At 50.6% G+C, this 25,703-nt stretch carries 22 protein-coding genes and 2 tRNA genes; 11 read left to right on the top strand and 13 right to left on the bottom strand.

Annotation, left to right across the window (positions count from 1 at the left end):
- Nucleotides 1-103: 103 nt before the first annotated feature.
- The 8 genes from truB to Hfont_RS05430 all read right to left on the bottom strand — a co-directional run bounded on the left by truB (nucleotide 104) and on the right by Hfont_RS05430 (nucleotide 9,605).
- A complete protein-coding gene (truB, locus tag Hfont_RS05465; RefSeq protein WP_112991285.1) occupies nucleotides 104-1,045 on the bottom strand; it encodes a tRNA pseudouridine(55) synthase TruB in 942 nt (313 codons plus the stop codon).
- A 123-nt stretch (nucleotides 1,046-1,168) separates the two neighbouring features.
- On the bottom strand, nucleotides 1,169-1,555 hold the full coding sequence (gene rbfA / locus Hfont_RS05460) for a 30S ribosome-binding factor RbfA (RefSeq protein ID WP_112991283.1): 387 nt from the start codon (nucleotides 1,553-1,555) through the stop codon (nucleotides 1,169-1,171).
- A gap of 117 nt (nucleotides 1,556-1,672) precedes the next feature.
- Nucleotides 1,673-4,477 (bottom strand): translation initiation factor IF-2, encoded by a 2,805-nt coding sequence (gene infB / locus Hfont_RS05455; protein WP_112991281.1) that lies wholly within the window; start codon nucleotides 4,475-4,477, stop codon nucleotides 1,673-1,675.
- A gap of 49 nt (nucleotides 4,478-4,526) precedes the next feature.
- A complete protein-coding gene (gene nusA / locus Hfont_RS05450) occupies nucleotides 4,527-6,086 on the bottom strand; it encodes a transcription termination factor NusA (protein WP_112991280.1) in 1,560 nt (519 codons plus the stop codon).
- A complete protein-coding gene (gene rimP / locus Hfont_RS05445) occupies nucleotides 6,083-6,568 on the bottom strand; it encodes a ribosome maturation factor RimP (RefSeq protein ID WP_112991278.1) in 486 nt (161 codons plus the stop codon). Before rimP ends, nusA begins: the two co-directional genes overlap by 4 nt.
- A 292-nt stretch (nucleotides 6,569-6,860) precedes the next feature.
- Nucleotides 6,861-8,498, bottom strand: coding sequence for a 23S rRNA pseudouridine(2605) synthase RluB (rluB, locus tag Hfont_RS05440; protein ID WP_112991276.1), 1,638 nt, complete (start codon nucleotides 8,496-8,498; stop codon nucleotides 6,861-6,863).
- Nucleotides 8,476-9,369: an SMC-Scp complex subunit ScpB gene (scpB, locus tag Hfont_RS05435; RefSeq protein WP_112991274.1), complete on the bottom strand. Its 894-nt coding sequence runs from the start codon at nucleotides 9,367-9,369 to the stop codon at nucleotides 8,476-8,478. Before scpB ends, rluB begins: the two co-directional genes overlap by 23 nt.
- Nucleotides 9,370-9,528: 159 nt before the next feature.
- Nucleotides 9,529-9,605: transfer RNA gene (locus Hfont_RS05430), tRNA-Met, on the bottom strand.
- 140 nt (nucleotides 9,606-9,745) lie between these two features.
- On the opposite strand from Hfont_RS05430, the gene Hfont_RS05425 reads away from it, so the two are divergent.
- Entirely contained in the window at nucleotides 9,746-10,333 is a 588-nt protein-coding gene (locus Hfont_RS05425; protein ID WP_112991273.1) for an NUDIX hydrolase, read from the top strand.
- Between the two features lie 55 nt (nucleotides 10,334-10,388).
- Here Hfont_RS05425 and Hfont_RS05420 read toward each other — a convergent pair whose 3' ends face one another.
- Nucleotides 10,389-11,591, bottom strand: coding sequence for an ammonium transporter (locus tag Hfont_RS05420; RefSeq protein ID WP_112991271.1), 1,203 nt, complete (start codon nucleotides 11,589-11,591; stop codon nucleotides 10,389-10,391).
- A 182-nt stretch (nucleotides 11,592-11,773) separates the two neighbouring features.
- On the opposite strand from Hfont_RS05420, the gene aat reads away from it, so the two are divergent.
- From aat to Hfont_RS05405, 3 genes are all read left to right on the top strand, one after another.
- Complete coding sequence (aat, locus tag Hfont_RS05415; protein ID WP_112991269.1) at nucleotides 11,774-12,505, top strand: leucyl/phenylalanyl-tRNA--protein transferase; 732 nt, start codon at nucleotides 11,774-11,776, stop codon at nucleotides 12,503-12,505.
- A gap of 92 nt (nucleotides 12,506-12,597) precedes the next feature.
- Nucleotides 12,598-13,347 carry an arginyltransferase gene (locus tag Hfont_RS05410; RefSeq protein ID WP_112991267.1) on the top strand — a complete coding sequence of 250 codons (750 nt, stop codon included), beginning with the start codon at nucleotides 12,598-12,600 and terminating at the stop codon, nucleotides 13,345-13,347.
- Nucleotides 13,348-13,437: 90 nt separating this feature from the next.
- Entirely contained in the window at nucleotides 13,438-14,478 is a 1,041-nt protein-coding gene (locus Hfont_RS05405; RefSeq protein ID WP_112991266.1) for a quinone-dependent dihydroorotate dehydrogenase, read from the top strand.
- Nucleotides 14,479-14,604: 126 nt separating this feature from the next.
- On the opposite strand, the gene clpA is transcribed toward Hfont_RS05405, so the two are convergent.
- Together clpA and clpS are read right to left on the bottom strand one after the other, a co-directional pair.
- The gene (gene clpA, locus Hfont_RS05400; protein WP_112991264.1) at nucleotides 14,605-16,908 is read right to left on the bottom strand and encodes an ATP-dependent Clp protease ATP-binding subunit ClpA; all 2,304 of its coding nucleotides are present in this window, start codon (nucleotides 16,906-16,908) and stop codon (nucleotides 14,605-14,607) included.
- Nucleotides 16,905-17,213 carry an ATP-dependent Clp protease adapter ClpS gene (clpS, locus tag Hfont_RS05395; RefSeq protein WP_112991262.1) on the bottom strand — a complete coding sequence of 103 codons (309 nt, stop codon included), beginning with the start codon at nucleotides 17,211-17,213 and terminating at the stop codon, nucleotides 16,905-16,907. The genes clpA and clpS overlap by 4 nt, the downstream gene beginning before the upstream one ends.
- Nucleotides 17,214-17,547: 334 nt before the next feature.
- Between clpS and cspE the strand changes: the two genes are divergently transcribed.
- The 3 genes from cspE (at nucleotide 17,548) to Hfont_RS05380 (ending at nucleotide 19,080) form a co-directional block, all read left to right on the top strand.
- The gene (gene cspE / locus Hfont_RS05390; protein WP_009665919.1) at nucleotides 17,548-17,751 is read left to right on the top strand and encodes a transcription antiterminator/RNA stability regulator CspE; all 204 of its coding nucleotides are present in this window, start codon (nucleotides 17,548-17,550) and stop codon (nucleotides 17,749-17,751) included.
- 183 nt (nucleotides 17,752-17,934) lie between these two features.
- The gene (locus tag Hfont_RS05385; RefSeq protein WP_112991260.1) at nucleotides 17,935-18,495 is read left to right on the top strand and encodes a pseudouridine synthase; all 561 of its coding nucleotides are present in this window, start codon (nucleotides 17,935-17,937) and stop codon (nucleotides 18,493-18,495) included.
- A 129-nt stretch (nucleotides 18,496-18,624) separates the two neighbouring features.
- Nucleotides 18,625-19,080, top strand: coding sequence for a DUF192 domain-containing protein (locus Hfont_RS05380; RefSeq protein ID WP_112991258.1), 456 nt, complete (start codon nucleotides 18,625-18,627; stop codon nucleotides 19,078-19,080).
- A 136-nt stretch (nucleotides 19,081-19,216) separates the two neighbouring features.
- Here the strand turns inward: Hfont_RS05380 and rpsT are convergent, their stop codons facing one another.
- Nucleotides 19,217-19,480: a 30S ribosomal protein S20 gene (gene rpsT, locus Hfont_RS05375; protein WP_112991257.1), complete on the bottom strand. Its 264-nt coding sequence runs from the start codon at nucleotides 19,478-19,480 to the stop codon at nucleotides 19,217-19,219.
- 346 nt (nucleotides 19,481-19,826) lie between these two features.
- Between rpsT and murJ the strand changes: the two genes are divergently transcribed.
- Both murJ and Hfont_RS05365 read left to right on the top strand, forming a co-directional pair.
- Nucleotides 19,827-21,377 carry a murein biosynthesis integral membrane protein MurJ gene (gene murJ, locus Hfont_RS05370; protein ID WP_112991255.1) on the top strand — a complete coding sequence of 517 codons (1,551 nt, stop codon included), beginning with the start codon at nucleotides 19,827-19,829 and terminating at the stop codon, nucleotides 21,375-21,377.
- 59 nt (nucleotides 21,378-21,436) lie between these two features.
- A complete protein-coding gene (locus Hfont_RS05365) occupies nucleotides 21,437-22,276 on the top strand; it encodes a SirB1 family protein (protein WP_112991254.1) in 840 nt (279 codons plus the stop codon).
- A gap of 52 nt (nucleotides 22,277-22,328) precedes the next feature.
- On the opposite strand, the gene Hfont_RS05360 is transcribed toward Hfont_RS05365, so the two are convergent.
- Nucleotides 22,329-24,242 (bottom strand): ATP-binding cassette domain-containing protein, encoded by a 1,914-nt coding sequence (locus Hfont_RS05360; RefSeq protein WP_112991252.1) that lies wholly within the window; start codon nucleotides 24,240-24,242, stop codon nucleotides 22,329-22,331.
- Between the two features lie 171 nt (nucleotides 24,243-24,413).
- On the opposite strand from Hfont_RS05360, the gene Hfont_RS05355 reads away from it, so the two are divergent.
- Together Hfont_RS05355 and Hfont_RS05350 are read left to right on the top strand one after the other, a co-directional pair.
- Nucleotides 24,414-24,488: transfer RNA gene (locus Hfont_RS05355), tRNA-Arg, on the top strand.
- A 126-nt stretch (nucleotides 24,489-24,614) separates the two neighbouring features.
- Nucleotides 24,615-25,700 (top strand): DNA cytosine methyltransferase, encoded by a 1,086-nt coding sequence (locus Hfont_RS05350; protein WP_241523015.1) that lies wholly within the window; start codon nucleotides 24,615-24,617, stop codon nucleotides 25,698-25,700.
- Nucleotides 25,701-25,703 lie beyond the last annotated feature (3 nt).

Genomic DNA, 25,703 nt, shown 5'->3' with positions numbered 1-25,703 from the left:
CTTGTACGCGTTTTGAGAACAACGGGGGAGACAAGGGACTGAGGTGAAACAAGCTAAGGCTTGCTTAAACCAAGGCAGTCATTTACAAAAAGAAAACGTTTTATCAGGCAACTGTTGCCACGGTAGAAATCAGGCGCTCAGGTGCCAGAATACTGTATTCCTGCATCAGTCCAGTACCTAGCAATTGGCCATCGCTTTCACGATAGATACGCATCCTGCCCTGACCTTCAGGCAACACAATATTTTCTTTTCCCAAAGCCAATCTTTGGCCATGCAAAAACCGCTTGGCCAATTCTTCAGACAAATGCAGCGCGGGGAACGAAGTCAACAATGCATCGACTGGTGCCAAGGCTGCGATGCGCTCATCAGCATCTTTGGCGGCAAGTTCTTCGATGCTGATCGCCTGGGCTATCAACAGATCGCCCACTTGAATCCTGCGCAAGGCATTCAAATGTGCGCCGCATCCTAATGCGGCACCTATATCTTCACCCAGCACGCGTATGTATGTACCCTTGCTGCAACGCACGCGCAAGGTCAGGTACGGCGCCTGAAAATCGACGAACTCCAGCAAATGAATGGTCACAGGACGCGCTTCGCGCTCCAGGGTGATGCCGGCACGCGCATATTCATACAAAGGTTTGCCATCGCGTTTGAGCGCGGAATACATGGGCGGCACTTGTTGAATATCGCCGCGAAATTGCGCCAGCACAGCATCGATTTGCGCCTGACTGACATTGACCTCGCGCGTATCGATGACATCGCCTTCTGTATCGCCGGTATTGGTGGTGATACCGAGATGCACGACGGTTTCATAAGTCTTGTCTGCATCGAGCAAATCCTGCGCAAACTTGGTCGCTTCACCAAAGCACAGCGGCAGCAAGCCGGTTGCAAACGGATCAAGCGTACCGGTATGGCCGGCCTTGAGAGCATTCAACAACCATTTGGCTTTGATCAAGGCATCATTGCTCGATACGCCAACTGACTTATCGAGCAGCAAAACGCCATGAACCGGCACGCGTTTTTTTTTGATGGGAGTTGTTGCCATGATGGATGCCGGGAATTGCAATTTGGCCTGTCAAACTAAACTATCCGTCTGATCTGGCAAGAAAGAAATGAAACGAAGCGCCTGTAGCAAGAACAGCACTCGCGACAAGCTGAAAGCGGAGGCTTAGTCTTCCGCATCCTTGGCGCGTGTTGCATTGGCTTCATCGATCAGCTTGGACATTTCAATGCCGCGCGCAGTCGATGTGTCATGCACGAAATGCAGTTGCGGCAAGGTATGGATCGACAGGCGGTGACCGAGCTGGCCGCGGATATAACCGGAAGCCGCGCTCAAGCCCGATACCGTGTTCTTGATCTCGTCTTTATTGTCACTCAGCATCGTGAAAAATACTTTGGCGTGCGCATAGTCAGGCGTGACCTGCACTTCGGTAATCGTGATCATCCCGACGCGTGGATCTTTCAATTCAAACGCGACAATTTCAGACAGATCGCGCTGGATCTGATCTGCAACGCGCAAGCCGCGTCCTGGGATGGATTTACTGTGTTTGGCCATAAATTTCTTCGATACAACTGGGGAAGCAAAAGTAAGTTCGCATCGGCAAGCAGGGAAGCCGGCCGATGCGATCATGATAAAACAAGGGCAGCCGCTGAGCCACCCTGAGTAAGGCTATTAAAGCGTACGCGCGATTTCCTGAACTTCAAAGACTTCGAGTTGATCGCCTTCTTTGATGTCGTTGAAGTTTTTCAAGGTCAAGCCGCATTCAAAGCCGGATTTAACTTCTTTTGCATCATCCTTGAAGCGCTTCAGCGAATCGAGTTCACCGGTCCAGATCACGACGTTCTCACGCAACAAGCGTACCGATGCACCGCGTTTGACCACGCCTTCGAGCACGTAGCAACCGGCAATCGCACCGACTTTGCTGACCAGAATAACCTGGCGAATCTCGACCAGACCCAAAGCTTGTTCGCGTTTTTCTGGCGACAACATGCCGGACATCGCTGCCTTGATTTCGTCTACCGCATCGTAAATGATGTTGTAGTAGCGAATATCAACGCCGTTGGCTTCTGCCAGCTTGCGAGCCGAAGCATCGGCACGGGTGTTGAAGCCGATGATGACCGCTTTCGAGGCAACCGCGAGGTTGACGTCGGACTCGGAAATGCCGCCCACCGCTGCATGCACAACTTGCACACGCACTTCGCTGGTCGAGAGTTTTTGCAATGAACCAACCAGTGCTTCTTGCGAACCCTGCACGTCGGTCTTGATGATCATAGGAAGGTTTTTGACTTCGCCCTCGCCCATGTTCTCGAACATGTTTTCCAGTTTCGCTGCTTGCTGTTTAGCCAGTTTCACGTCGCGGAATTTACCTTGACGGAACAAGCCGATTTCGCGCGCCTTGCGTTCGTCAGCCATGACCATGACTTCTTCGCCGGCATTCGGTACTTCGGTCAGACCTTGAATCTCAACTGGGATCGATGGGCCGGCTTCAGTAATGCTCTTGCCGTTTTCGTCCAGCATCGCACGAACACGACCGTAAGCCGAACCTGCCAGCACGACATCGCCGCGCTTGAGAGTACCGGACTGCACCAGAATCGTGGCAACCGGGCCGCGACCTTTATCGAGCTTGGCTTCTACCACCAAACCACGCGCAGGTGAAATGACAGGCGCTTTCAGCTCCAGCACTTCAGCTTGTAACAATACTTGTTCCAGCAAGGCATCAATGCCTTCGCCGGTTTTAGCCGAGACAGGAACGAATGGCGAATCGCCACCGTATTCTTCCGGCACGACTTGTTCAGCAATCAGTTCTTGCTTGACGCGATCCATGTTCGCACCCGGCTTGTCGATCTTGTTGATCGCTACAACCAGAGGTACGCCAGCAGCTTTCGCATGAGCAATCGCCTCTTTGGTTTGCGGCATCACGCCATCGTCGGCCGCCACCACCAGAATCACAATATCGGTCGCTTTCGCACCGCGTGCACGCATAGCCGTAAATGCTTCATGGCCTGGTGTATCGAGGAAGGTGATCATGCCGCGTGGCGTTTCAACGTGATAAGCGCCGATGTGTTGTGTAATACCGCCCGCCTCACCAGATGCAACCTTGGCGCGACGGATGTAATCCAGCAAGGATGTTTTACCGTGATCGACGTGACCCATGACGGTGACAACCGGTGCGCGTGGCAGCGATTCGACGTCAGCGTGTTCTTCGCCGATTTCCAGCAGCGCTTCCGGATCGTCCAGTTTCGCTGCGTGTGCGGTGTGACCCATTTCTTCAACCAGAATCATTGCTGTTTCTTGATCGAGTACCTGGTTGATCGTGCACATTTGGCCGAGCTTCATCAAATGCTTGATGACTTCGGATGCCTTGACAGACATTTTGTGCGCGAGTTCGGCAACGGTGATCGTCTCCGGCACATGCACATCTTTTACAACAGCTTCAGTCGGTGCCTGGAAATTGCTTTCGCGATCATCATGGTGCGATTGACGACGGCCTTTAGGGCCTGCACGCCAACCATCACGACCACCACCGGTGTTGCCACGGGTCTTGATGCCGGCACCGCGTTTTTTCGCATCATCCTGCCAGGTCGATGAAACATTGGCCGATTTGATCGACTTTTTGTCTGCGGTGACAGCAGGTTTTTTCTCGTCTTTTTTCTCGCCAGGCTTTTTATCAGCCGGTTTGTGCAAGGTACCTTCAGCAGCAGGTTTTGCGACTGGCGCAACCGGCTCGGGAGCCTTGATCGCGCGACGTGGCGCGTTCATCATGGCCTTGATCTGTGCGACTTCGTCAGCAACGACTTTACGGGCAACTTCCGTTGCTGCCGCTTTTTCAGTTGCTTCCTTGGCTGCTTCCTTGGCTACTGCTGCAGCTTTTTTCTTGCTTTCTTCAGCGGCAACACGTTTTTTCTCTTCGCCTGCAGACTCATCGACTTTGACTTCAGCCGGCTTTTCAGCTTCCGCTTTTTGCGCGTCGACTTCGGCTTTTTTCAATGCTTTGGCTTGTGCTTCTTTTTCAGCTTCCAGCTTGGCAAGACGCTCCTGCTTCTCGCGTAAATCTGCTTCCTGGCGCGCCATCAATTCTGCATGACGTCGCGACTCTTCCGCGCGGCGTTCCACTTCAGCCTCGTCGATGACGGATGCAGCAGCAACTACCGGCGCTTCTTCAGCTGTCGGTTCATCGCGTTTTACAAAGGTGCGTTTCTTGCGAACTTCGACTTGAATCGTGCGCGACTTGCCGGTGGCATCCGCTTGCTTGATCTCGGTCGTTTCCTTGCGCGTCAGCGTGATTTTCTTTTTCTCTGCGTCAGGCGCAACACCATGCGCTCGGCGCAGGTGATCAAGGAGCTTGTCCTTGTCAGCCTTGGATAACTCGTCGGACGTGGAACTTTTTTCGACGCCAGCATCCCGCAGTTGCGTGAGCAGTACATCTGCTGGCATCTTGAGCTCGGTGGCAAATTGGGCTACGTTGTTACTCGCCATTCAGTCCTCTTTTCTATATGACACGTTAGATGTAAACAACCTTCGTGGATTATTTCGCTTCCGCGAGGCTCCACACCTTGGCTTGCAGCGCCTTGGCGTGATCATCGTATTTGGCATCGATGAGCTTCATCTCTTCGTCTGTCACATCTGCAAATTCAGTTTCAATCAATTGACGCGCGCGGTCTGCGGACAAGGCCAGGATTGCGCCAAATTCGTCATAGGCCAAGGCAGCAAAACCTGCCAGCGTTTTGACACCAGCAAGGCCAAGCTTGCCAGCCACTACGCGATCCATACCTTCCAGATTCGCCAGTGCGTCGTCCATACCTTCCATGCCTTCTTCGGATGCGATCGCTTCCGTTACCAGTGCATCACGTGCGCGGTTGCGCAATTCGTTGACGGTATCTTCATCGAAGGATTCAATATCCAGCATTTCGCTGATAGGCACGTAGGCGATTTCTTCCAGCGAGGCAAAACCTTCATCGACCAGAATGTCAGCGACTTCCTGATCCACGTCGAGTTTTTCCATGAACAGAATACGGATGGCAGCGGTTTCCAGCTGAGATTTATCCGCAGATTCTTCTGCTGTCATGATGTTGATTTGCCAGCCGGTCAATTCGGAAGCCAAACGTACGTTCTGACCACCACGACCGATTGCAATCGCGAGATTTTCTTCGTCGACAACAACGTCCATTGCATGTTTTTCTTCATCGACAACGATGGAGGAAACGTTGGCCGGTGCCAGTGCGCCGATGACGAATTGCGCTGGATCTTCCGACCACAACACGATATCAACACGCTCACCGCCGAGTTCACCGGTAACCGCTTGCACGCGCGAACCGCGCATACCAACGCAAGTACCGATAGGATCGATGCGTTTATCTGCTGTGAAGACAGCAATCTTGGCACGTACACCTGCATCGCGTGCGGCTGATTTGATTTCCAGCAAGCCTTGTTCGATCTCAGGCACTTCGAGTTCAAACAATTTCATGATGAATTCTGGCGCGGTACGCGACAGAATCACTTGCGGGCCACGTGCATTGCGATCTATGCGCAAAATGTAGGCACGGACGCGATCGCCGATACGCAGGTTTTCTTTTGGAATTGTTTGGTCACGTGGCAGACGCGCTTCGATGCGGCCAGACTCGACAATCGCGTCGCCGCGTTCCATGCGTTTGATGGTGCCGGTTACCAGCGAGTCGCCACGTTCCAGGAAGTCAGCAAGAATCTGTTCACGTTCTGCATCGCGAATACGTTGCAAAACAACTTGTTTGGTATCTTGTGCAAAACGACGACCGAACTCAACCGATTCAATCGGCTCTTCGATATGGTCATCTACTTCGATATCGCCAATTTGTTCCTTGGCTTCAAAGTGCAAAATTTCCTGATCGGGCAATTGCAAGCCTGCATCGTCAGGCACCACGTGCCAGCGACGGAAGGACTCGAAAGCACCTGTTTCGCGATCAATCGATACGCGGATATCAACATCGCCTTCATAGCGTTTTTTGGTGGCTTGTGCGAGCGCGTGTTCCAACGCTCCAAACACGATGTCTGCTTCGACGTTTTTTTCGCGCGCGAGCGCATCAACCAACTGTAAAATTTCGCGACTCATGCTTTGCGACTCCTAAAATTCACTTGCGGCACCAAATGTGCCTTGTCTACATCAGCGAGCGTAAATTCAAGCTTCGCCGGCCCCTCGTTTCCTTCAAATTCCAGCGCCAGATTTTCACCTACCGGTTCCAGCAAAATACCCTGGAACGATTTACGATTAGCCGCATTCGGCATCGGCAAGCGCAATTTCACAAGCGCTTCCGCTCCTGTAAAACGCACATAATCCGACAGCTTTTTCAACGGCCTATCCAAACCTGGCGACGACACTTCCAGACGTTCATAATTGGCGTTTTCAACCGTCAATACATGCAACAACTGGTGCGTCACTTTTTCACAATCTTCAACGGTGATCGAACCTTTATCCGCGTCTTCCGGCGTAAAGTCTATATACACACGTACCAAACCACGAGCTGCCTGTTCAAAATTGACCAGTTCATAGCCCATGCCAACCACGGTTTTTTCAATCAACGCCGACAACAGCAAAGGAATTCTCCGAATAACGTCCAATCACGGCAAACCCGCCACCGAAATTGAATACAACAACGCAAACTGTTTAACAAAAAAAAAATGGGCATCTGCCCATCCTTCTTGTCATTCTAGCCACCAAAGTCGATGCCAAAAACATAAGTTTTTGGCTGGCGCCCTTTGTTAACTGCCGAATTATAGTCGATTACCTTGTGCACCGCAATGTGGGAATCCTTACGGCATCAATTCAGGCAATCAACAATCAGAGCACTTCAAGCGCAAAACTAGCAACTTGCGCTCAGAACAAAAATTAAATTTTGGAACGACGACGTGGTCCGCCCTGGTCACCCTGCGGCCCATTACCGCGCGCGGGACCATTGCTGTTCTGGCCGCGATTCGGGCCATTACTGCGGCGCGGCTGACCCATGCCAGGAAAACCCAGCGAGGTTTGCAAAGGATCTGGCTGACGACTACGTTGCTGACCTTGACGTCCGCCCGGTTTGCCAGGATTTTGTCCTTGCGAACGCCCCTGGCCTTGGCCTGCGCCCCATTGGCTTGGGCTGCGTGGCTGTTGACCCATACCGTTATCAATGCGTGGTGCACGATTGCCGTTTTGGCGATCGCCTGTGCCGCTGCGACCTCCTTTAGGCCCGCCATCGACAGATTTTTTCTCCAGCCCGCTCAGTGCCAGCAAGTCGCGCACTGCGTGCTCTTCCATTTCTTCCCAGCGTCCGCGCTTGAGGTTTTTTGGCAAAGTAAGCGCACCATAGCGTGTACGAATCAGGCGCGATACGGTCAAGCCAATCGCCTCAAACATGCGGCGCACTTCACGATTCCGACCTTCGCCGATGATGACGCGATACCATTTATTAATACCTTCACCACCGCCATCGGCAATCTTGGAGAATTGCGCAAGGCCGTCTTCCAGTTCGACACCAGCTAACAGCTTCTGGCGCATGCCTTCTTCGAGCTCGCCCAAAGTACGCACTGCATATTCGCGGTCGATGCCGTAACGCGGATGCATCAATCGATTAGCCAGATCACCGGATGTAGTGAACAATAACAAACCTTCGGTATTGAAATCGAGGCGACCGACGGCTATCCATTTGGCAGCTTTCATCGTCGGCAGACGCTCGAATACCGATGGACGACCTTCAGGGTCGTTGGTACTGACAATTTCACCTGCCGGTTTGTGATACACGAGTACGCGCGGCGGCTTATTACTTACCTTGCGCTGAATCAACTTGCCGTTAATACGCACCTGATCAGTTGGCAAAATACGTTGTCCGATATGCGCTGGCTCACCGTTCACAGAAACGCGACCGGCGATAATCAACTCTTCCATATCGCGACGCGAGCCGAGACCAGCTTCTGCCAAAACCTTGTGCAATTTCGGCGCGTCATCGTCGGCGGTTAAATCGCGGCGTACATTTTTTTGCTCGTGGCGACGTTTGCCACCAGCAGCATCGTCTGCAACGGCAAACGTATCAAATCCTTCAGATGTGACGAAAGAAAATACTTCATCTGCATCGCCGGCTTTGGAATGTGGCTTAGCGCCACGATTCGGTCCTGGATTATTCGATTTGCCGCGTGATTTTTGTGGCGCTCTAGCGCCGGGCTGACGATCATCACGACGCGGAGGACGCTCTCTACGTGCTTCATCTGAAACTGGCGCACGTCCATCGTGTTGCGATGCCGAAGGCGCTTCACCGCCAACCGCATCTGCCTTAACAGCTCGCGACTCATTACTCTCAGGAGTAGCACCGGCATCAGTGCGAGGAGCATTACGCGCGCGACGCAAAGTACGAGGACCACGCAAACCGCGTTTCGCCGGCTTTGCATCCCCAGCTATTGCATTTTGTTCAGTCTCACCACGATCAGCATGCTCTGCAGGCGATGCCTCATTGATCGGTGTATCAGACGTATTATTTTTTGTTGGGCGATTCATCATTCACTTCTTGGTTGTCTTGACTTGTGACGTCAACAACCGTCAAGTCGGGCGTCGCGTCAGCGAGGGGTGTTTCGAATTCCGAAACTGGGAGTGCGCTTGTATTCGTTTCTGTAGTGTTGTCGCTATCTGGATCTTCAGTCGCGTCGACGTGGGCGATCTCAATGTCATCAACTTCAACGGCGACAAATTGAGATTCTTCTTGAGGTTCCGCTTGAGATTCAGTAGCTTCCGCAGCAGTATCGGCGTCAGCAAAATCGATGGCAGTCTGATCCAGGTGCGCTTGTATTTCTGCTTCCAGCGTTTGCATTTCAAGCAATACATCGCCTTGCATATCGCCCTTCTCTACTTGCTGCAATGGCGGCAATTGATCGAGAGAAGTTAAACCAAGGTCATCCAGAAAATGTTTGGTTGTCGCAAATAATGCGGGACGTCCGGGAACGTCCCGATGTCCGATCGCTTCGATCCAGCCACGATCTTCCAGCATCTTGATAGTTTGCGAATTGACTGTGACGCCACGAATTTCTTCGATATCGCCGCGAGTTACCGGTTGACGGTAAGTAATGATGGCGAGCGTTTCCAGGGTGGCGCGCGAATATTTTGGCGGCTTTTCCGGGTTCAGTCGCTCCAGATATATTTTCATCTCCGGACGACTTTGGAATCGCCAGCCGGTCGACAAGCTTACGACCTCAATCCCTTTATCAATCCAATCTTCACGCAACTCTTCAAGCATTTGCTTGATGGTATCCGTATCGATTTGAGTGTCTGATTCGTTCTCGACATAAAGCTTCTTCATGTCGTTGATAGACAGTGGCTCGTGAGCGCAGAGTAGCGCCGTTTCGAGGATCTTCTTCGCCTCAGCAATATTCATTTACGATTTTTACGACTGTTTAGTTGCAATGTGCAAAATTATATTCAACGACAGGATCTTACGATGCTGTCCGGCTAGAGAACCAGTTGATATTGCTGTCCGACGCCCGTTTAGAGGAGATGTACTGATGGGCGGGATTATATAAGACTTGTAAGACTTTGGTTGCGGGGGCAGGATTTGAACCTACGACCTTCGGGTTATGAGCCCGACGAGCTGCCAGACTGCTCCACCCCGCGTCTGAAGATATGAAGTATATAGAGTATCTGAGCGCAAAGCAATCTTAATTGCAGATTCTTTACTCGGTGCTACACTTCATCGCTTGTAATTTGACTCGCCACAATCCCGACACCGCAGGTTTTAAACGATTTTATTTTTTATGAAATTTTGTTCCGAGTGCGCTCATCCTGTTTCATTATCCATCCCTGATGGCGACAATCGTCCGCGCTATGTGTGCAGCAATTGCGGTGCCATCCATTATCAAAATCCGAAAATGGTGCTGGGTTCGATTCCGGTATGGGATGAAGATGGCGACATGCGCATTCTTCTATGCAAGCGTGCCATCGAGCCACGTTACGGCTATTGGACATTGCCGGCTGGATTCATGGAAAACAATGAAACCACAAGCGAAGCCGCGATACGTGAAACCATTGAAGAAGCCGGCGCAAACATTCAATTGCACGAGCTTTTTTCATTACTGAATGTGCCGCATGTACATCAAGTTCACATGTTCTATCGTGCAACTTTGCTAGATTTGAACTACGAGCCCGGTGTTGAAAGTCTCGAAGTGAAAATGTTTTCTGCGGATGAAATCCCGTGGGACGAGATCGCATTTCAAACCGTCAGCCATACATTGAAATTTTTTCTCGCAGATCATGCGACAAAAAAAGCCGGCGGCAAATACGGCTTTCACACATTGGATATTACGAAAGCCGCTTCTTATCTTGAACCAGCCAAGGTCGACTAGACATTATCATCGCGACGCAATCGCATGCGTCGCTTTTATCTTCATCCTGCCGCTCTTACCAATACGTTTCGCGCTCTGGCGTTGCACTGACATTGTGTATAGACAAATCAGCGCCATTGAATTCCTGCTCTGCATCCAGGCGTATGCCCATCGTCAACTTCAAGGTTCCATAAATCAAGGTACCGCCAATCAACGCAATCGCAATTCCCAACGCAGTGCCAAACAATTGCGACATGAATGACACGCCGCCCAAACCGCCCAGTGCTTTCAAACCAAAAATTCCTGCAGCCAAGCCGCCCCACGCGCCACACAAACCGTGCAAAGGCCACACACCCAGCACGTCATCGATTTTCCATTTGTTTTGCGTCAAGCCAAACATCCAAACAAAGATGAAGCCTGCAATCGCGCCCGTCACCAATGCGCCCATCGGATGCATCAAATTAGAACCGGCACATACCGCCACCAAGCCGGCTAGCGGTCCGTTATGCACATAGCCCGGATCATTTTTACCAGCGATAAATGCAGCCAATGTGCCGCCGACCATTGCCATCAATGAATTGACGGCTACCAGACCATTCATGTTTTCCATGGTCTGCGCGCTCATTACATTGAAACCGAACCAACCAACGGTAAGTATCCAGGCACCGAGTGCGAGGAATGGAATGCTTGAAGGCGGATGCGCTGCAATCGTGCCCTCTTTCGTATAACGCCCACGCCGCGCGCCCAGCAAGAGAACCGCCGGCAAAGCAATCCAGCCACCGACTGCATGCACAACAATCGAACCTGCAAAATCATGAAAAGGCGCACCAAACGTTGCCAGCAACCAAGCTTGAATACCAAAGTGCTGATTCCAAGCGATGCCTTCAAATAAGGGGTAGACCAAACCGACTATCAATGCCGTCGCCAACAGTTGCGGATGAAAACGCGCACGTTCCGCAATTCCGCCAGAAATAATGGCCGGAATCGCCGCAGCAAATGTCAGCAGAAAAAAGAATTTAACCAGCTCGAAGCCATTGCGCTGAGTCAGCACCTCGGCACTACCGAAAAAGCTGACACCATAAGCGACGCTATAACCAACGAAAAAATAGGCAATTGTCGAAACCGCAAAATCGACTAATATTTTGACCAAGGCGTTGACTTGGTTTTTCTTGCGTACCGTCCCAAGCTCAAGGAAAGCAAAACCGGCATGCATGGCTAAAACCATAATGGCGCCTAGCATGATGAATAATGCATCCGTGCCGTTTTTAAGTGCATCCATGCAAAAAAATCTCCCAATCAGTGTGCAGTTAAGTAAATTAATGCACCATAAAAGCAAAAATCGTTCCATTTTGGTGACATTTACAAGCCCATGATTTTTAAAGATAATTTTTCGACGACTGAAAAAATCATGTTTTACGCACTAAAATCGCGCGAAATAATGATCCAAAACAGGGATAAGCGATGATTCCATGGCTGGAAGATGATGAGCCGTTCCCCAATGTATCCAGTGCATTGACCGAAGCCGATGGCGCCGCGGGTTTGCTGGCTGCCGGCGCCAACCTTTCTCCGGAACGCCTGTTGCAGGCTTATCAGAACGGGATTTTCCCTTGGTTCTCCGAAGGACAACCGATACTGTGGTGGAGCACAGATCCGCGCATGGTGCTGTTCGTAGATGATTTTAAAATCTCTGCGAGCCTGAAAAAGACATTAAAAACCGTCCATCGCAGCATGGAATCAAACGGAAAGTGGCGAGTTAGTTTCGATCAAGCATTTGAAGATGTCATGCGTGCATGCGCTGCGCCGCGCAATGGTGAAATCGGCACGTGGATCTCCGAAGACATCATTGCCGGATATGGCGGCCTGCATAAGCAAGGCTATGCCCATTCGGCGGAAGTTTGGTTGGACGACAAATTAGTGGGCGGCGCATACGGCGTATGCATAGGCAAAATGTTCTATGGCGAATCAATGTTTACAAGCGTGACAGACGCGTCAAAAATCGCTCTCGCCTATCTCGTCCACTTCCTGAAAAGTCAGGGAGTTTCAATGATAGACTGCCAACAGCAGACTGCACATTTGGCATCACTGGGCGCTACGCCGATTGCACGCTCAGAATTTATTTCTCGCTTGCAGCAAGCAATTAACGCCCCCCAAATCAAGAATTGGAAACCGATTCCCGTATTTGAAGTCGATTGAAAGCGCGCTTACATTGCAACATCTATCTGATATAAATAACGTAAAAGTAGTAGAGTTAAATCGAGTCGCCGAATTAGCCACCATCAGCAATCATGACGCATCCAAAAGAACTACCGTTCTCCACTCTGCAGTTTTATGCGACAGCACCGTATCCATGCAGCTATCTGGATGGCCGTCAGGCACGCTCGCAAGTTGCAACTCCCTCACATTTAATCAACGCCGATGTCTATAGCGAACTGGTCAAAAATGGATTTCGTCGCAGTGGAATTTTTACCTACCGTCCGTATTGCGACGGCTGCCAGGCATGCACTCCCGTCCGCATCAAGGCCAATGAGTTTGCACCAAATCGCAGTCAAAAACGTGCGCAAAACAAGCATGGTGACTTGCAGACTTCGGTAACCAAGCTTGCCTATGTAAGCGAGCATTACGATCTCTATCTGCGTTATCAAGCCGCACGACATGCAGGCGGCGGCATGGACCAGGATAGTCGCGATCAGTACGCACAATTTCTTTTGCAAAGCAAAGTGAATACGCGACTGGTAGAGTTTCGCGACGCAGATGGCATCTTGCGCATGATCAGCATCATCGACGTACTCGATGATGGCCTGTCTTCCGTCTACACTTTTTACGATCCCGACGAAAAAAACACTTCCTACGGCACCTACAATGTCCTTTGGCAAATAGAACAAGCCAAATTGCTGCAAATGCCTTACGTCTATCTCGGCTATTGGATCAAGCAGAGCCAGAAAATGTCATACAAACAAAACTTCCAACCGCTGGAAGCGCTACAACATGGAGAATGGCAAGCACTGGATGACACCGAGCCGCCTACCTCGCGCTAAAATGCTCGCACTTGAGCGCTCATCGCATTTTCAATGTGACCGCTCCGAAGGCCTTACTCACAACCCTGATTCACCAACTTGACTCCCATCGTGTCCGAAAAACTTCTCTACGCACTTGCTCGCCCCCTTTTATTTGCCATCGATCCGGAAGCCGCTCATAACCTGACCTTGCCGGCCCTGCGTCGTGCCGCAGCATTGGGCTTGACTGCATCGATCGCAAAACCTGCCAGCAATCCGCGTACCGTAATGGGCATCACCTTCCCCAATCCGGTCGGCCTCGCTGCCGGACTGGATAAAGATGGTGCCTATATCGATGGCCTGGCTACCCTAGGCTTCGGCTCTATTGAAGTCGGCACCGTCACTCCGCGTGCGCAACCAGGCAATCCTATGCCACGCATGTTTCGCCTGCCACAGGCCAACGCAATCATCAATCGCATGGGTTTTAATAACGGCGGGGTCGATACCTTTGTCGCCAACGTGCAGGCATCGCGCTTCTATCAAAACAAGGAAGGTATTCTCGGCCTGAACATCGGCAAAAATGCAGATACGCCAATTGAACGCGCAGTCGATGATTATTTGATCTGCCTGGAAAAGGTATATCCATACGCCAGCTATGTGACTGTGAACATTTCGTCACCGAACACCAAGAATCTACGGCAATTGCAAGGTGCATCCGAGCTCGACGCGTTGTTATCCCAGCTCAAGGAAGCGCAGCAACGTCTGGCGGATCAGCACAAACGTTATGTACCTATTGCGTTGAAGATTGCGCCTGATATTGATTCCGAACAAATCCAGACTATTGCACAAGCATTGTTACGTCACAAGATGGATGGCGTCATCGCGACCAACACGACGATCAATCGTGATGCAGTCAAGAACATGAAACATGCGGAAGAAACCGGCGGTCTGTCCGGCGCACCAGTTTTCGAATCGTCGAATATCGTGATCCGTGCATTGAAAAAAGAACTGGGTGGTGCCCTGCCTATCATCGGCGTCGGTGGGATTTTGTCAGGCGAAGATGCACAAACCAAAATTGATGCAGGCGCATCGCTGGTGCAGCTATATACCGGCTTGATTTATCGTGGCCCGGCCTTGATCAAGGAATGTGCTGCCGCTTTGCGTGCGGCATAGAAATGTCGCCATACTGCTCATATGAGTAGCATGGCGTACCTCGACTTCAAGCAAGACTTGAAATCAGACGCAGAATTGAAAAAGCCCGAACTGTAGTTCGGGCTTTTTAATTTTCCGGCAGAAGCTTTACTCCACTTCAACCGTCTCTTGCGCTGCTGCAGGAGGCGCTGTATCACCTTCGCTAAAATCCAGTTTGATCAGATCGTTTTCATCCAGATCAACTGTGACCTTGCCACCGGTAACCAGACGACCAAACAACAATTCATCTGCCAGCGCCTTGCGTATCATGTCTTGAATCAGACGTGACATTGGGCGCGCGCCCATGAGCGGATCGAAGCCCTTCTTGGCGAGGAAAGTACGAAGCTTGTCGGTAAAGATCGCTTCCACTTTTTTCTCGTGCAATTGTTCTTCGAGCTGCATCAGGAACTTGTCGACCACACGCAAGATAATTTCCTCATCCAGTGCACGGAAGCTGATGATCGCATCCAGACGATTACGGAACTCAGGCGTAAACATGCGCTTGATATCCGCCATCTCGTCGCCGGCTTCTTTCTTCTCGGTGAAACCGATCGTGCGTTTCTGCAGGCTTTCGGCACCGGCATTCGTCGTCATGATGATGATCACATTACGGAAATCCGCCTTGCGACCATTGTTATCCGTCAACGTACCGTGATCCATCACCTGCAACAGGATATTGAAAATATCCGGATGTGCTTTTTCGATTTCATCGAGCAGCAGAACAGCATGCGGTTTTTTGGTAATCGCTTCAGTCAGCAAACCACCTTGATCGAAACCAACGTAGCCCGGAGGTGCTCCGATCAAACGACTGACCGCATGGCGCTCCATGTACTCGGACATATCGAAACGAATCAGATCGATACCCATGATGAAGGCGAGTTGCTTCGCTGCTTCGGTTTTACCAACACCGGTAGGTCCGGAGAACAGGAAAGAGCCAATCGGTTTGTCCGTTTTACCCAAACCGGCGCGCGCAACCTTGATCGCTGAACCCAATGCTTCGAGTGCAGGATCCTGACCGAACACGACATTCTTCAAATCGCGATCGATCGTTTGCAATTTCGAACGATCGTCCTGATTAACCGTTTGCGGTGGGATACGCGCAATTTTGGAAATAATGTCTTCGATCTCGGCTTTACCAATTGTTTTCTTTTGCTTCGATTTCGGCAAGATCCGTTGTGCAGCACCCGCTTCATCGATCACATCGATTGCCTTGTCGGGCAAATGTCTGTCGTTAATAAAGCGCGCAGCCAGCTCCGCAGCCGACGTCAAAGCCGATGCCGAATATTTCACACCATGATGTTCTTCGAAACGCGATTTCAAGCCACGCAGAATTTGAATGGTTTGTTCGACCGTAGGCTCGTTCACATCGATCTTCTGGAAGCGGCGTGACAAAGCGTGGTCTTTTTCAAACACTCCACGGAATTCAGTGAACGTGGTCGCGCCTATGCATTTCAACTGACCGTTGGATAATGCAGGTTTCAGCAAATTAGATGCATCCAAGGTGCCGCCCGATGCCGAACCGGCACCGATGATGGTATGAATTTCATCGATGAAGAGAATCCCGTTCGGATTGTCTTTCAATTGCTTCAATACCGCTTTCAAACGTTGCTCAAAGTCGCCGCGATACTTGGTACCCGCCAACAGCGCGCCCATATCGAGCGAATACACGATGGCGTTTTGCAATACTTCCGGTACCTCACCTTGCGTAATGCGCCATGCGAGGCCCTCGGCGATCGCGGTTTTACCAACACCGGCTTCACCAACGAGCAGTGGATTATTTTTACGGCGACGGCACAAGGTTTGGATAACGCGCTCGACTTCGCCTTCACGACCAATCAGCGGATCGATCTTGCCTTCGCTAGCCAGCTTGTTCAGATTCTGTGTGAACTGATCAAGTGCGCTTTCTTTAGGCTGGCCTTCTGCGGTAGACACGTCTTCCGCACCTTCAGAGCTTTTCTGCGCGTCGATCTGTTGATCCTTGCGTACGCCATGAGAAATGAAGTTCACCACGTCGAGACGCGTTACGCCTTGCTGGTGCAGATAATAAACTGCGTGCGAATCCTTTTCACCAAAGATCGCAACCAGCACATTCGCACCGGTCACTTCCTTCTTGCCGTTAGACGCAGATTGAACATGCATGATCGCACGCTGAATCACGCGTTGAAAACCAAGTGTAGGCTGGGTATCGACTTCTGCAGCGCCAGGGACTGTCGGCGTGTTATCGCCGATAAAATTAGTCAACGTTTTACGCAGGTCTTCGATATTGACCGCACAAGCACGCAAAACCTCGGCCGCTGATGGATTGTCCAGCAGTGCCAAGAGCAGGTGCTCAACGGTGATGAATTCATGGCGCGCCTGTCTTGCTTCGACAAAGGCCATGTGCAAACTGACTTCCAATTCCTGCGCAATCATACTTCCTCCATCACGCACTGCAGGGGGTGCCCTGCTTTTCGGGCGTGGTTCAAAACCAGCTCAACTTTCGTAGACGCAATATCCTTCGGATACACGCCACAAATACCTTTTCCGTCCCGGTGAACCATGAGCATGATTTGCGTTGATGTCTCACGATCTTTACTAAAGTATTCCTGAAGAATCATCACGACGAATTCCATCGGCGTGTAATCATCATTCAACAATAACACCTGATACATAGACGGCGGCTTGAGTTTTTGCTCTTGCCGCATAAGGACCGTACCATCGTCATGCTTAATCGCCATAGGTCTATTCTAATACGTTCACCTGTGCGCACAATGCCCAGAAGAACAGAGAAACAAATTAATTTAAATCTTACGCGTTTTCTTCTGAAGACGCAGATGACGATCAATTACAGGAATTCAAGAGGTCGTGTTTTCAGCACCTAAAATAAACTTGCAAACACGGCATCAAAAATCTTGACTTTTATATTTTTTGCGTAAAGAATGACTTTTATTGACATGCTTGACAACATTGGCTGTCAATATGAAGTGAGCAGGTTTTAGGAGGGGCAACGATAGTCGAGGCTTCTTTCTTTTGCGGCTCGTGTGATTAAGTCTATATAGAAAGACGCTTTTTATGGCAACAGGTACAGTCAAGTGGTTCAACGATTCTAAAGGCTTCGGCTTTATCACCCCGGACGACGGCGGTGAAGATTTGTTTGCACACTTTTCCGCAATCCAGATGAACGGCTTCAAGACTCTCAAAGAAGGTCAAAAAGTACAGTTCGAAGTCACGCAAGGCCCTAAAGGCAAGCAAGCTTCCAACATTCAAGCTCCTTAATTTTTTAAGAAGCTTAAAGAAAAACCCCGCCCCGGCGGGGTTTTTTATTGTCTCGCACAAAATTAGGGCACGTTAAGACCCGTATTTTGATATCGCATCAGATGAAATCTCTTTACCATTCCATCTGATTCTCGCTTGTATTTTGTACTCGCGATCGATTTTTCAAAACCCATACCGTCGACCATGCCTCTGATTCTGTTCAACAAACCCTTCCAGGTAATGTGCCAATTCTCGCCGCATCCGACCCGACCATCTCTCGCGGATTATCTGGATATTCCCGGCGTCTATCCTGCGGGCAGGCTGGATGCCGACAGCGAAGGCTTGTTGTTGCTGACGGACGATGGCAAGTTGCAGCATGCAATCAGTCATCCCGATCACAAACAGAAAAAAACCTATCTGGTTCAAGTAGAAGGCATTCCCGACGCTGAAGTACTCGCCCGCTTGCGCGCACCGCTTGATCTTGGGGATTTCATTACTCAGGGCTGCGAAGCAAAACGAGTAATGGAACCCGATTGGCTTTGGCCACGCGATCCACCCATACGCGAACGCGCTCAAGTACCGACAAGTTGGCTGGCCATTACGCTGGCCGAAGGAAAAAATCGGCAGGTGCGCCGCATGACTGGCTCCGTCGGTTTGCCCACACTGCGCCTGATTCGCATCGCAATAGGTGCGATCTCCTTGCAGTCGCATCCACTTTTACCTGGTGAATCGCGCGAAATTTCTGCCTCTGAGTTAGGTCTTTAAGCAACACTCAATCTAAGTTCTTACAGATTTTCAGCGCTTCATTTTTTTGTGGGAGAAACGCGTATTCTATTTTTTGAATTACACTCCTGCAGATTCATTCCACATTACCTTTTGCTCAGACATCGCCTCATGAATAAATTCTTCAGTACTTGCGCAGCCGCTTTAGTCATTACCTCAGCACTTTCTGCGGGCGCGGTATTTGCTCAGCAAAACAAGAAATTCCCGGTGATTCCACTGACCACGGGTATGCACGTTATTCAAGCTGAAGTCGTTGCTACCGAGGCCGAGCGTCAGCAAGGTTTGATGTTCCGCGAACACATGGCGCAGAACGAGGGTATGGTTTTTCTCTTCGGCGCACCGGCTGGCGTTTGCATGTGGATGAAAAATACCTTGATCCCGCTGTCCGTCGCATTCATTGACGACGATGGCAAGATCGTGAATATCGAGAATATGAAACCGCAAACCCTGGAATCACATTGCTCGAAAAAACCGGTGCGTTATGCGCTGGAAATGAACGAGGGCTGGTTCAAGCAAAAAAATATCAAGCCGGGTAGCATGATTGATGGTTTGCCGAAGGGTAGATAAGAAATTGAAAGCTAAGTAGCGAAGTACTACCGGACACTTGCAAAAGTGCGACACAAATAAAAACCCCGCATGATGAAAATCATGCGGGGTTTTTATTACTTGATCGCTGCATTTCTGCAGCAACACAAGGAATCTATTAAGCCAGCGCTTTCAAAGCTGCTGCGAGGCGGCTTTTATGACGTGCTGCTTTGTTTTTGTGAATGATCTTTTTGTCGGCGATACGATCGATCGTCGAAACAGATTTCAAGAAAACTTCAGCTGCTGCAGTTTTGTCGCCAGCTTCGATTGCTTTGCGAACTGCTTTAACTGCTGTACGCAATGTCGAACGTTGGCTCGAATTGTGAGCGTTTTGTTTGACTGCTTGACGAGCGCGTTTGCGTGCTTGTGCGGTATTTGCCATGAATATTATTTCCTAAAACAGGGTCGAAGCGCATTCGCAAACACGCATTAGTGAGACAGAATTCTGTGAAGCCTCGGATTATAGCGGCATTTTGCCAATCACGCAAATAGATGCTATCAAGGCACGAAGCTTGTTGCAAAACGCGCGGTTTGCGCGAGTGCCTCTATTTTAAGGACAATACGCCACCGTTACCAAATAAATACTAATTTGACATCAAATACCTGCATGCTGGTTTTATGACATTGCCTAGTCGCAACTACCAATACCGCTGGCAGCTTGCACTGCAGTCAAAACCAATAGGAATCCGTACGCCAAGCTTATCTGCCACCAGCTATAATCCCGCTCCATGAACTTGCACAAAACGCTCGCGGCAGTATCCGGCATGACGATGGTTTCTCGTGTGACAGGATTGATCCGCGAGATCCTGTTTGCCCGTGCATTTGGCGCATCCGCCTATACCGATGCGTTCAATATCGCCTTCCGCATCCCCAATTTATTACGCCGCCTGTTTGCCGAAGGTGCCTTTTCGCAGGCATTCGTACCGATTCTGGCCGAATATAAAAGCCAGAAAGGCGAACAAGCCACCAAAACTCTGGTTGATCACGTCGCCACCGTATTGATGTGGACGATGCTGCTCACTTGCCTGATTGGCATCATTGCCTCCCCGTTTATTGTCTACCTGATCGCTACCGGCCTCAAAGCCAAGGGCCCCGCATTTGATGCTTCGGTCTGGATGACGCGCGTGATGTTTCCATATATCGGCTTCATGTCCTTCGTCGCGCTTAGCGGCGGCATTCTGAATACTTGGCGCGAATTCAAGATTCCAGCCTTCACGCCGGTTCTGTTAAATCTGTCCTTCATCGTCGCCACGCTGTTCCTCGCACCCTATCTCGAAACGCCCGTCTACGCCATGGCAATTGCCGTCGTGGTTGGCGGTATTTTGCAGATGGCGATCCAGATTCCGGCCTTGCTGAAAATCGGCATGTTGCCGCGTATTTCAAAAAATCCGTTTACCAGCCTTGGTGATGCCGGCGTGCGCAAGATTTTGAGCAAAATGGGACCGGCCGTATTCGCCGTCTCTGCTGCGCAAATCAGCTTGATGATCAATACAAACATTGCATCGCGGCTGGAAAGCGGCAGTGTCTCGTGGTTGTCTTACGCTGACCGCCTGATGGAATTCCCGACCGCCCTGCTTGGAGTCGCACTTGGGACAATCTTGCTACCGAGCTTATCCAAGGCTAATTTCGAGGGTAATACTGCTGAATATTCATCATTGCTGGATTGGGGCCTGCGCCTGACCTTCTTGCTGGCCCTACCCTGCGCCGTCGGCCTGGCAACGATCTCCGAGCCATTGACCGCAACCTTATTCCATTACGGGAAATTCGATGCGCAATCGGTTGCAATGACGTCAAGAGCCTTGGTCGCTTATGGCGTCGGTCTGATCGGTTTGATTCTGGTAAAAATTCTTGCGCCCGGATTTTATGCGCAACAAAACATCAAAACCCCGGTCAAAATTGCAATCGGTGTACTGATTGCAACACAATTGATGAACCTGATTTTTGTACCCTGGATTGCACACGCAGGTCTGGCCCTGTCGATCGGTTTGGGCGCATGCTTGAACGCAGGCTTCTTGTATTGGGGCCTGAAAAGCCGCGGAATTTATTCAGCCTTACCAGGCTGGCGCATGTTCTTTATTCGCCTGGCCGGTGCACTGTTTTTGATGGGCGGCGTTGCCTTGTGGACGGCTGGACATTTCGACTGGGTAGAAATGCGCGCATTCCCGCTACGCCGCGTCAGCGCCTTGCTGATTGTGATGGCAGCTTGCGGCGTCAGTTATTTTGGTGCATTGTTGGCCATGGGATTTCGCTTCCGCGATTTCAAACGGATAGCACACTGATCGCAACACCTTGAACGTGCGTCTGCACGTTCGCCGCATCCTCGTTATGATGGAGGCATATGACGATCAACACTCTCGAATACTTTTCAACGCTGGTGCAGCAAGACGACAGCATTCCCTTGTTCGAAGCTGCATTGGCGATTGCCCAGGACGCCGATCCGGATCTCGATCTGGCGGCTCTGGAGGAGGAAGTCGACACGCTTGCCGCGAAACTCAGGCAACGCCTGCCCGACGATGCCTCCCACCTGCAAAAACTGCGCATGCTGAATCATTATTTTTACAATGAGCTCGGCTTCAGCGGCAACGTCAACGATTACTACAATCCCGATAACAGCTACTTGCATCGTGTGCTCAGCACGCGCCGCGGGATTCCGATTTCGCTCGCGATTCTGTATATGGAACTGGCGCAGCAAATTGATCTGGAAGTTCAGGGCATTTCATTTCCAGGACATTTTCTGATGAAGCTATCGGTGCAATCCGGTCAGGTCGTGCTGGACCCATTCAATGGCTCCAGCCTGTCGCGTGAAGAATTGGAAGAACGCGTAGAACCTTATATTCTTGAACAGGATTTCCCGGATGATTTTCAGTTCAACGCCTATCTCGATGCAGCCAGCCCGCGTGACATTTTGGTACGCATGCTGCGCAATCTGAAGCTGTTATTCATGCAGCAAGAACGCTGGCAGCGCTTGCTTGAAGTACAGGAAAGATTATTGATCTTGCTGCCGCGTGAAATTACCGAGCGACGTGATCGTGGTCTGGCATATGCCAATCTGGAATGCCCGCTAGCTGCGGTGCAGGATATCGAAGCGTATCTGGAGCAACGTCCGTACGCGATGGATGCAGCGGAATTACGCGCCAGATTGCCTGATTTGAGAGATGCAATCGGACGCTTGAATTAATCTGCCGCTCCTGCGCAGGCAGGAACGGCAACATGTAATTCTTCTTCCTGCATTACGCTTTCGCGCGCGCCTCTATGGTTTCCCACTTCTCGAGTGCTTCCAGCAACAAGCCGTCGATTTCTACAAAACGCTGATTCAAGCGTTTTGCTTCATCTGGCTGCTTGGTATAGATGCTGGCATCGGCCAATTTTTCGGTAATCGCTTTTTGCTCTTCTTCCAACTGTGCAATCAGCGTCGGCAAAGCATCGATCTCGCGCTGTTCTTTGTAGCTCAGCTTTTTCTGCTTTGCAGCCGGTACGGCTTGCGACGACACGGCTTCAGTTTTAGCTTCCACTTTGCCCGAACCTTTTGGTGAGCCAGCCGGAATCGCTGCCGGACGTACACGCTCCCAATCGCTATAGCCACCGATATATTCGCGCCACAAGCCATTGCCTTCTGCCACGATCACTTGCGTGACGACGTTATCGAGGAAGGTGCGATCATGGCTCACCAGGAACACAGTGCCGGTGTACTCTTCCAGCAATTCTTCCAGCAGTTCCAGCGTATCAATATCCAGATCATTGGTCGGTTCATCGAGCACCAACACGTTGGCTGGCTTGGCAAACAAACGTGCCAGCAGCAAACGATTGCGTTCGCCACCTGACAATGATTTAACCGGTGAACGTGCACGTTCCGGAGCAAACAGGAAGTCGTTCAAATAAGTCATCACATGTTTGCGCTGACCATTGATCTCGACCCAGTCGCTACCCGGAGCGATAGTGTCGGCCAAGCTCATGTCTTCATTTAATTGCGCACGCATCTGATCGAAGTACGCGATCTGCAATTTGGTACCTTGCTTGACGGTGCCCGAATCCGGTTCTTCTTCACCCAGAATCATTTTCAGCAGCGTGGTCTTACCCGCGCCGTTCAAACCGATCAGGCCAACTTTATCGCCACGCAAAATCGTTGCGCTGAAATCCTTGACGATGACTTTATCGCCATAGACCTTGTTGATATTTTCCATCTCGGCCACGATCTTGCCGGAGCGATCGCCAGAAGATACATCCAGCTTGACCTGCCCTTGCTGATCACGCCGTGCACTGCGCGTGAGGCGCAATGCTTCCAGACGGCGCACACGGCCCTCATCACGCGTACGACGCGCTTGCACGCCCTTGCGTATCCAGACTTCTTCCTGTGCGAGGAATTTATCAAATTTGGCGTTTTCGACTTCTTCGATTTCCAGCTGCTCAGCCTTGCGAACTTGATACGCGCTGAAGTTACCCGGGAAAGATAACAAGCGGCCGCGATCGAGTTCGATGATGCGCGTCGCCACGTTATCCAAGAAGCTACGATCATGGGTAATAAACAGCACGCTACCTTTGTAATCGCGCAGCAAACCTTCAAGCCAGAGGATCGAAGTGAAATCCAGATGATTGGTCGGTTCATCGAGCAGCAACACGTCAGGCGCACTCACCAGCGCGCGTGCCAGCGCAACGCGCTTTTGCATACCACCCGACAAAGTACCCATCAGCGAATCCTTGACCAGATTCAAGCGATCAAGCGTTGCTTCAACCTTGTGATTCAGATTCCACGCATCGGCCGCGTCCAGCTTGACCTGGATGTCGTGCATGCGCTCCATCAAGGCTTCGTCGTCATCACCGCCAAACTGACCAGTCAGCGTATCGTATTCGGTCAACAACGCCTGCATATCGCCCATGCCGGACGCGACGGCGTCATAGACGGACATGTCTTGCGAAAAATGTGGCTCTTGCTCCACGTAAGCGATCTTGATGCCTTGCTGCATGACAAACAAGCCATCATCCAGCTTCGACGTACCGGCGATAATTTTCAGCAAAGACGATTTGCCGGTGCCATTACGGCCGATCAAACCCACGCGCTCGGTAGTTTCCAGAGAGAATTCCGCTTTATCGAGCAACGGGACGTGGCCGAACGCGAGCTGCGCGTTCGAGAGAGAGATGACTGCCATAAATGCCTGAGGATGTAAGGTCTGCGTGCGATTGCAGGCGACCAATTAAAAAGAGTAAATCGAGAATGAAGTCCGCATTGTACCGATAGCAGCGCCTATCCTGCCATTCTTTGCACTTTCGTCAGCTATAATCGCGGGCGGAAGTGAGCAACATGCCTCGCTTTCGCGCGTCTCGCCGTAGTTCAATGGATAGAACGAGTGCCTCCTAAGCGCTAGATATGAGTTCGATTCTCGTCGGCGGGACCAATAATGATAAAAGAACTAAATACAGCCGCTTATTTTTCACCTTCAGCGCGCCGGTCGATAGAATATAAATTTTGTAATATCTGATCAAGTAATTCAAGATCAGCCCTTAACAAGATTGGAAGCGGAATGAAAATGGGGGAGCCAGATTTGCCGAAACAGCGCAGAGCAAAGGTTCGCGCAACTGCGGTTGATCTCTTCTGCGGTGCGGGTGGGCTAACCAACGGGATGCTAATTTCAGGCATTCCCGTAGCAGCGGGTTACGATATTGACCCAGCCTGCCAATTTCCGTACGAAGCCAATAACGGCAAAGCCTCATTCAAATTAAAAAGTGTTTCTGATTTAACAGTTGAAGAACTCGCCTCGTTTTACCCACCTGGACATATCCGAATTCTTGTCGGTTGCGCACCCTGCCAACCATTCTCAAAATATACACAAGGATTAGACAAAGCCACTGACGCAAAATGGGGATTACTAGGTGAATTCGGTAGGTTAGTAGCCGAACTAAAGCCAGAAATTATAAGCATGGAAAACGTGCCAGAAATTCAGCGCCATAGCGTGTTCACTGCTTTCATAGCTACGCTAGAAAAAGCCGGTTATCACGTTACACATCAAGAAGCATTTTGTCCTGACTTCGGCATTCCACAAAAACGAAAACGTCTTGTTTTATTAGCGTCACTACTCGGACCTATTTCCTTAGTTAAGGCTCCAAAAACCTCCATAAACGTCACAGTTCGTGATGCTATTGCACATTTGCCAAAGCTTCAGGCGGGAGAAGCAAGTATTGACGATGGCATGCATCGCGCGTGTCAACTATCTCCTCTGAACCTCAAACGCATCCGAGCATCTCGTCCGGGTGGCAACTGGCGATCATGGCCAAAACATTTAATTGCAGCGTGCCATCGAGAAAAAAGTGGACAGACTTACCCAAGCGTATATGGACGCATGGAATGGGATATTCCATCTCCAACAATAACGACCCAATTTTTTGGATTCGGGAATGGTCGCTTTGGTCACCCTGATCAGGACCGCGCAATCACTCTCCGCGAAGGCGCAATTCTTCAATCGTTTCCAGCAGATTATAAATTTATCCCTGAAGGACAAGCAGTCTCATTTGCTACATTAGGTCGGTTGATCGGTAATGCGGTTCCCGTTCGCTTGGGTGAAGCGATCGGCTATTCAATTCACAATCACCTTAATTCACTTACGGTATAAAAA

It is taken from the genome of Herminiimonas fonticola (assembly GCF_003293745.1).
Classification (GTDB): domain Bacteria; phylum Pseudomonadota; class Gammaproteobacteria; order Burkholderiales; family Burkholderiaceae_D; genus Oxalicibacterium; species Oxalicibacterium fonticola.
This window is presented reverse-complemented; position numbering and strand designations above follow the sequence as displayed.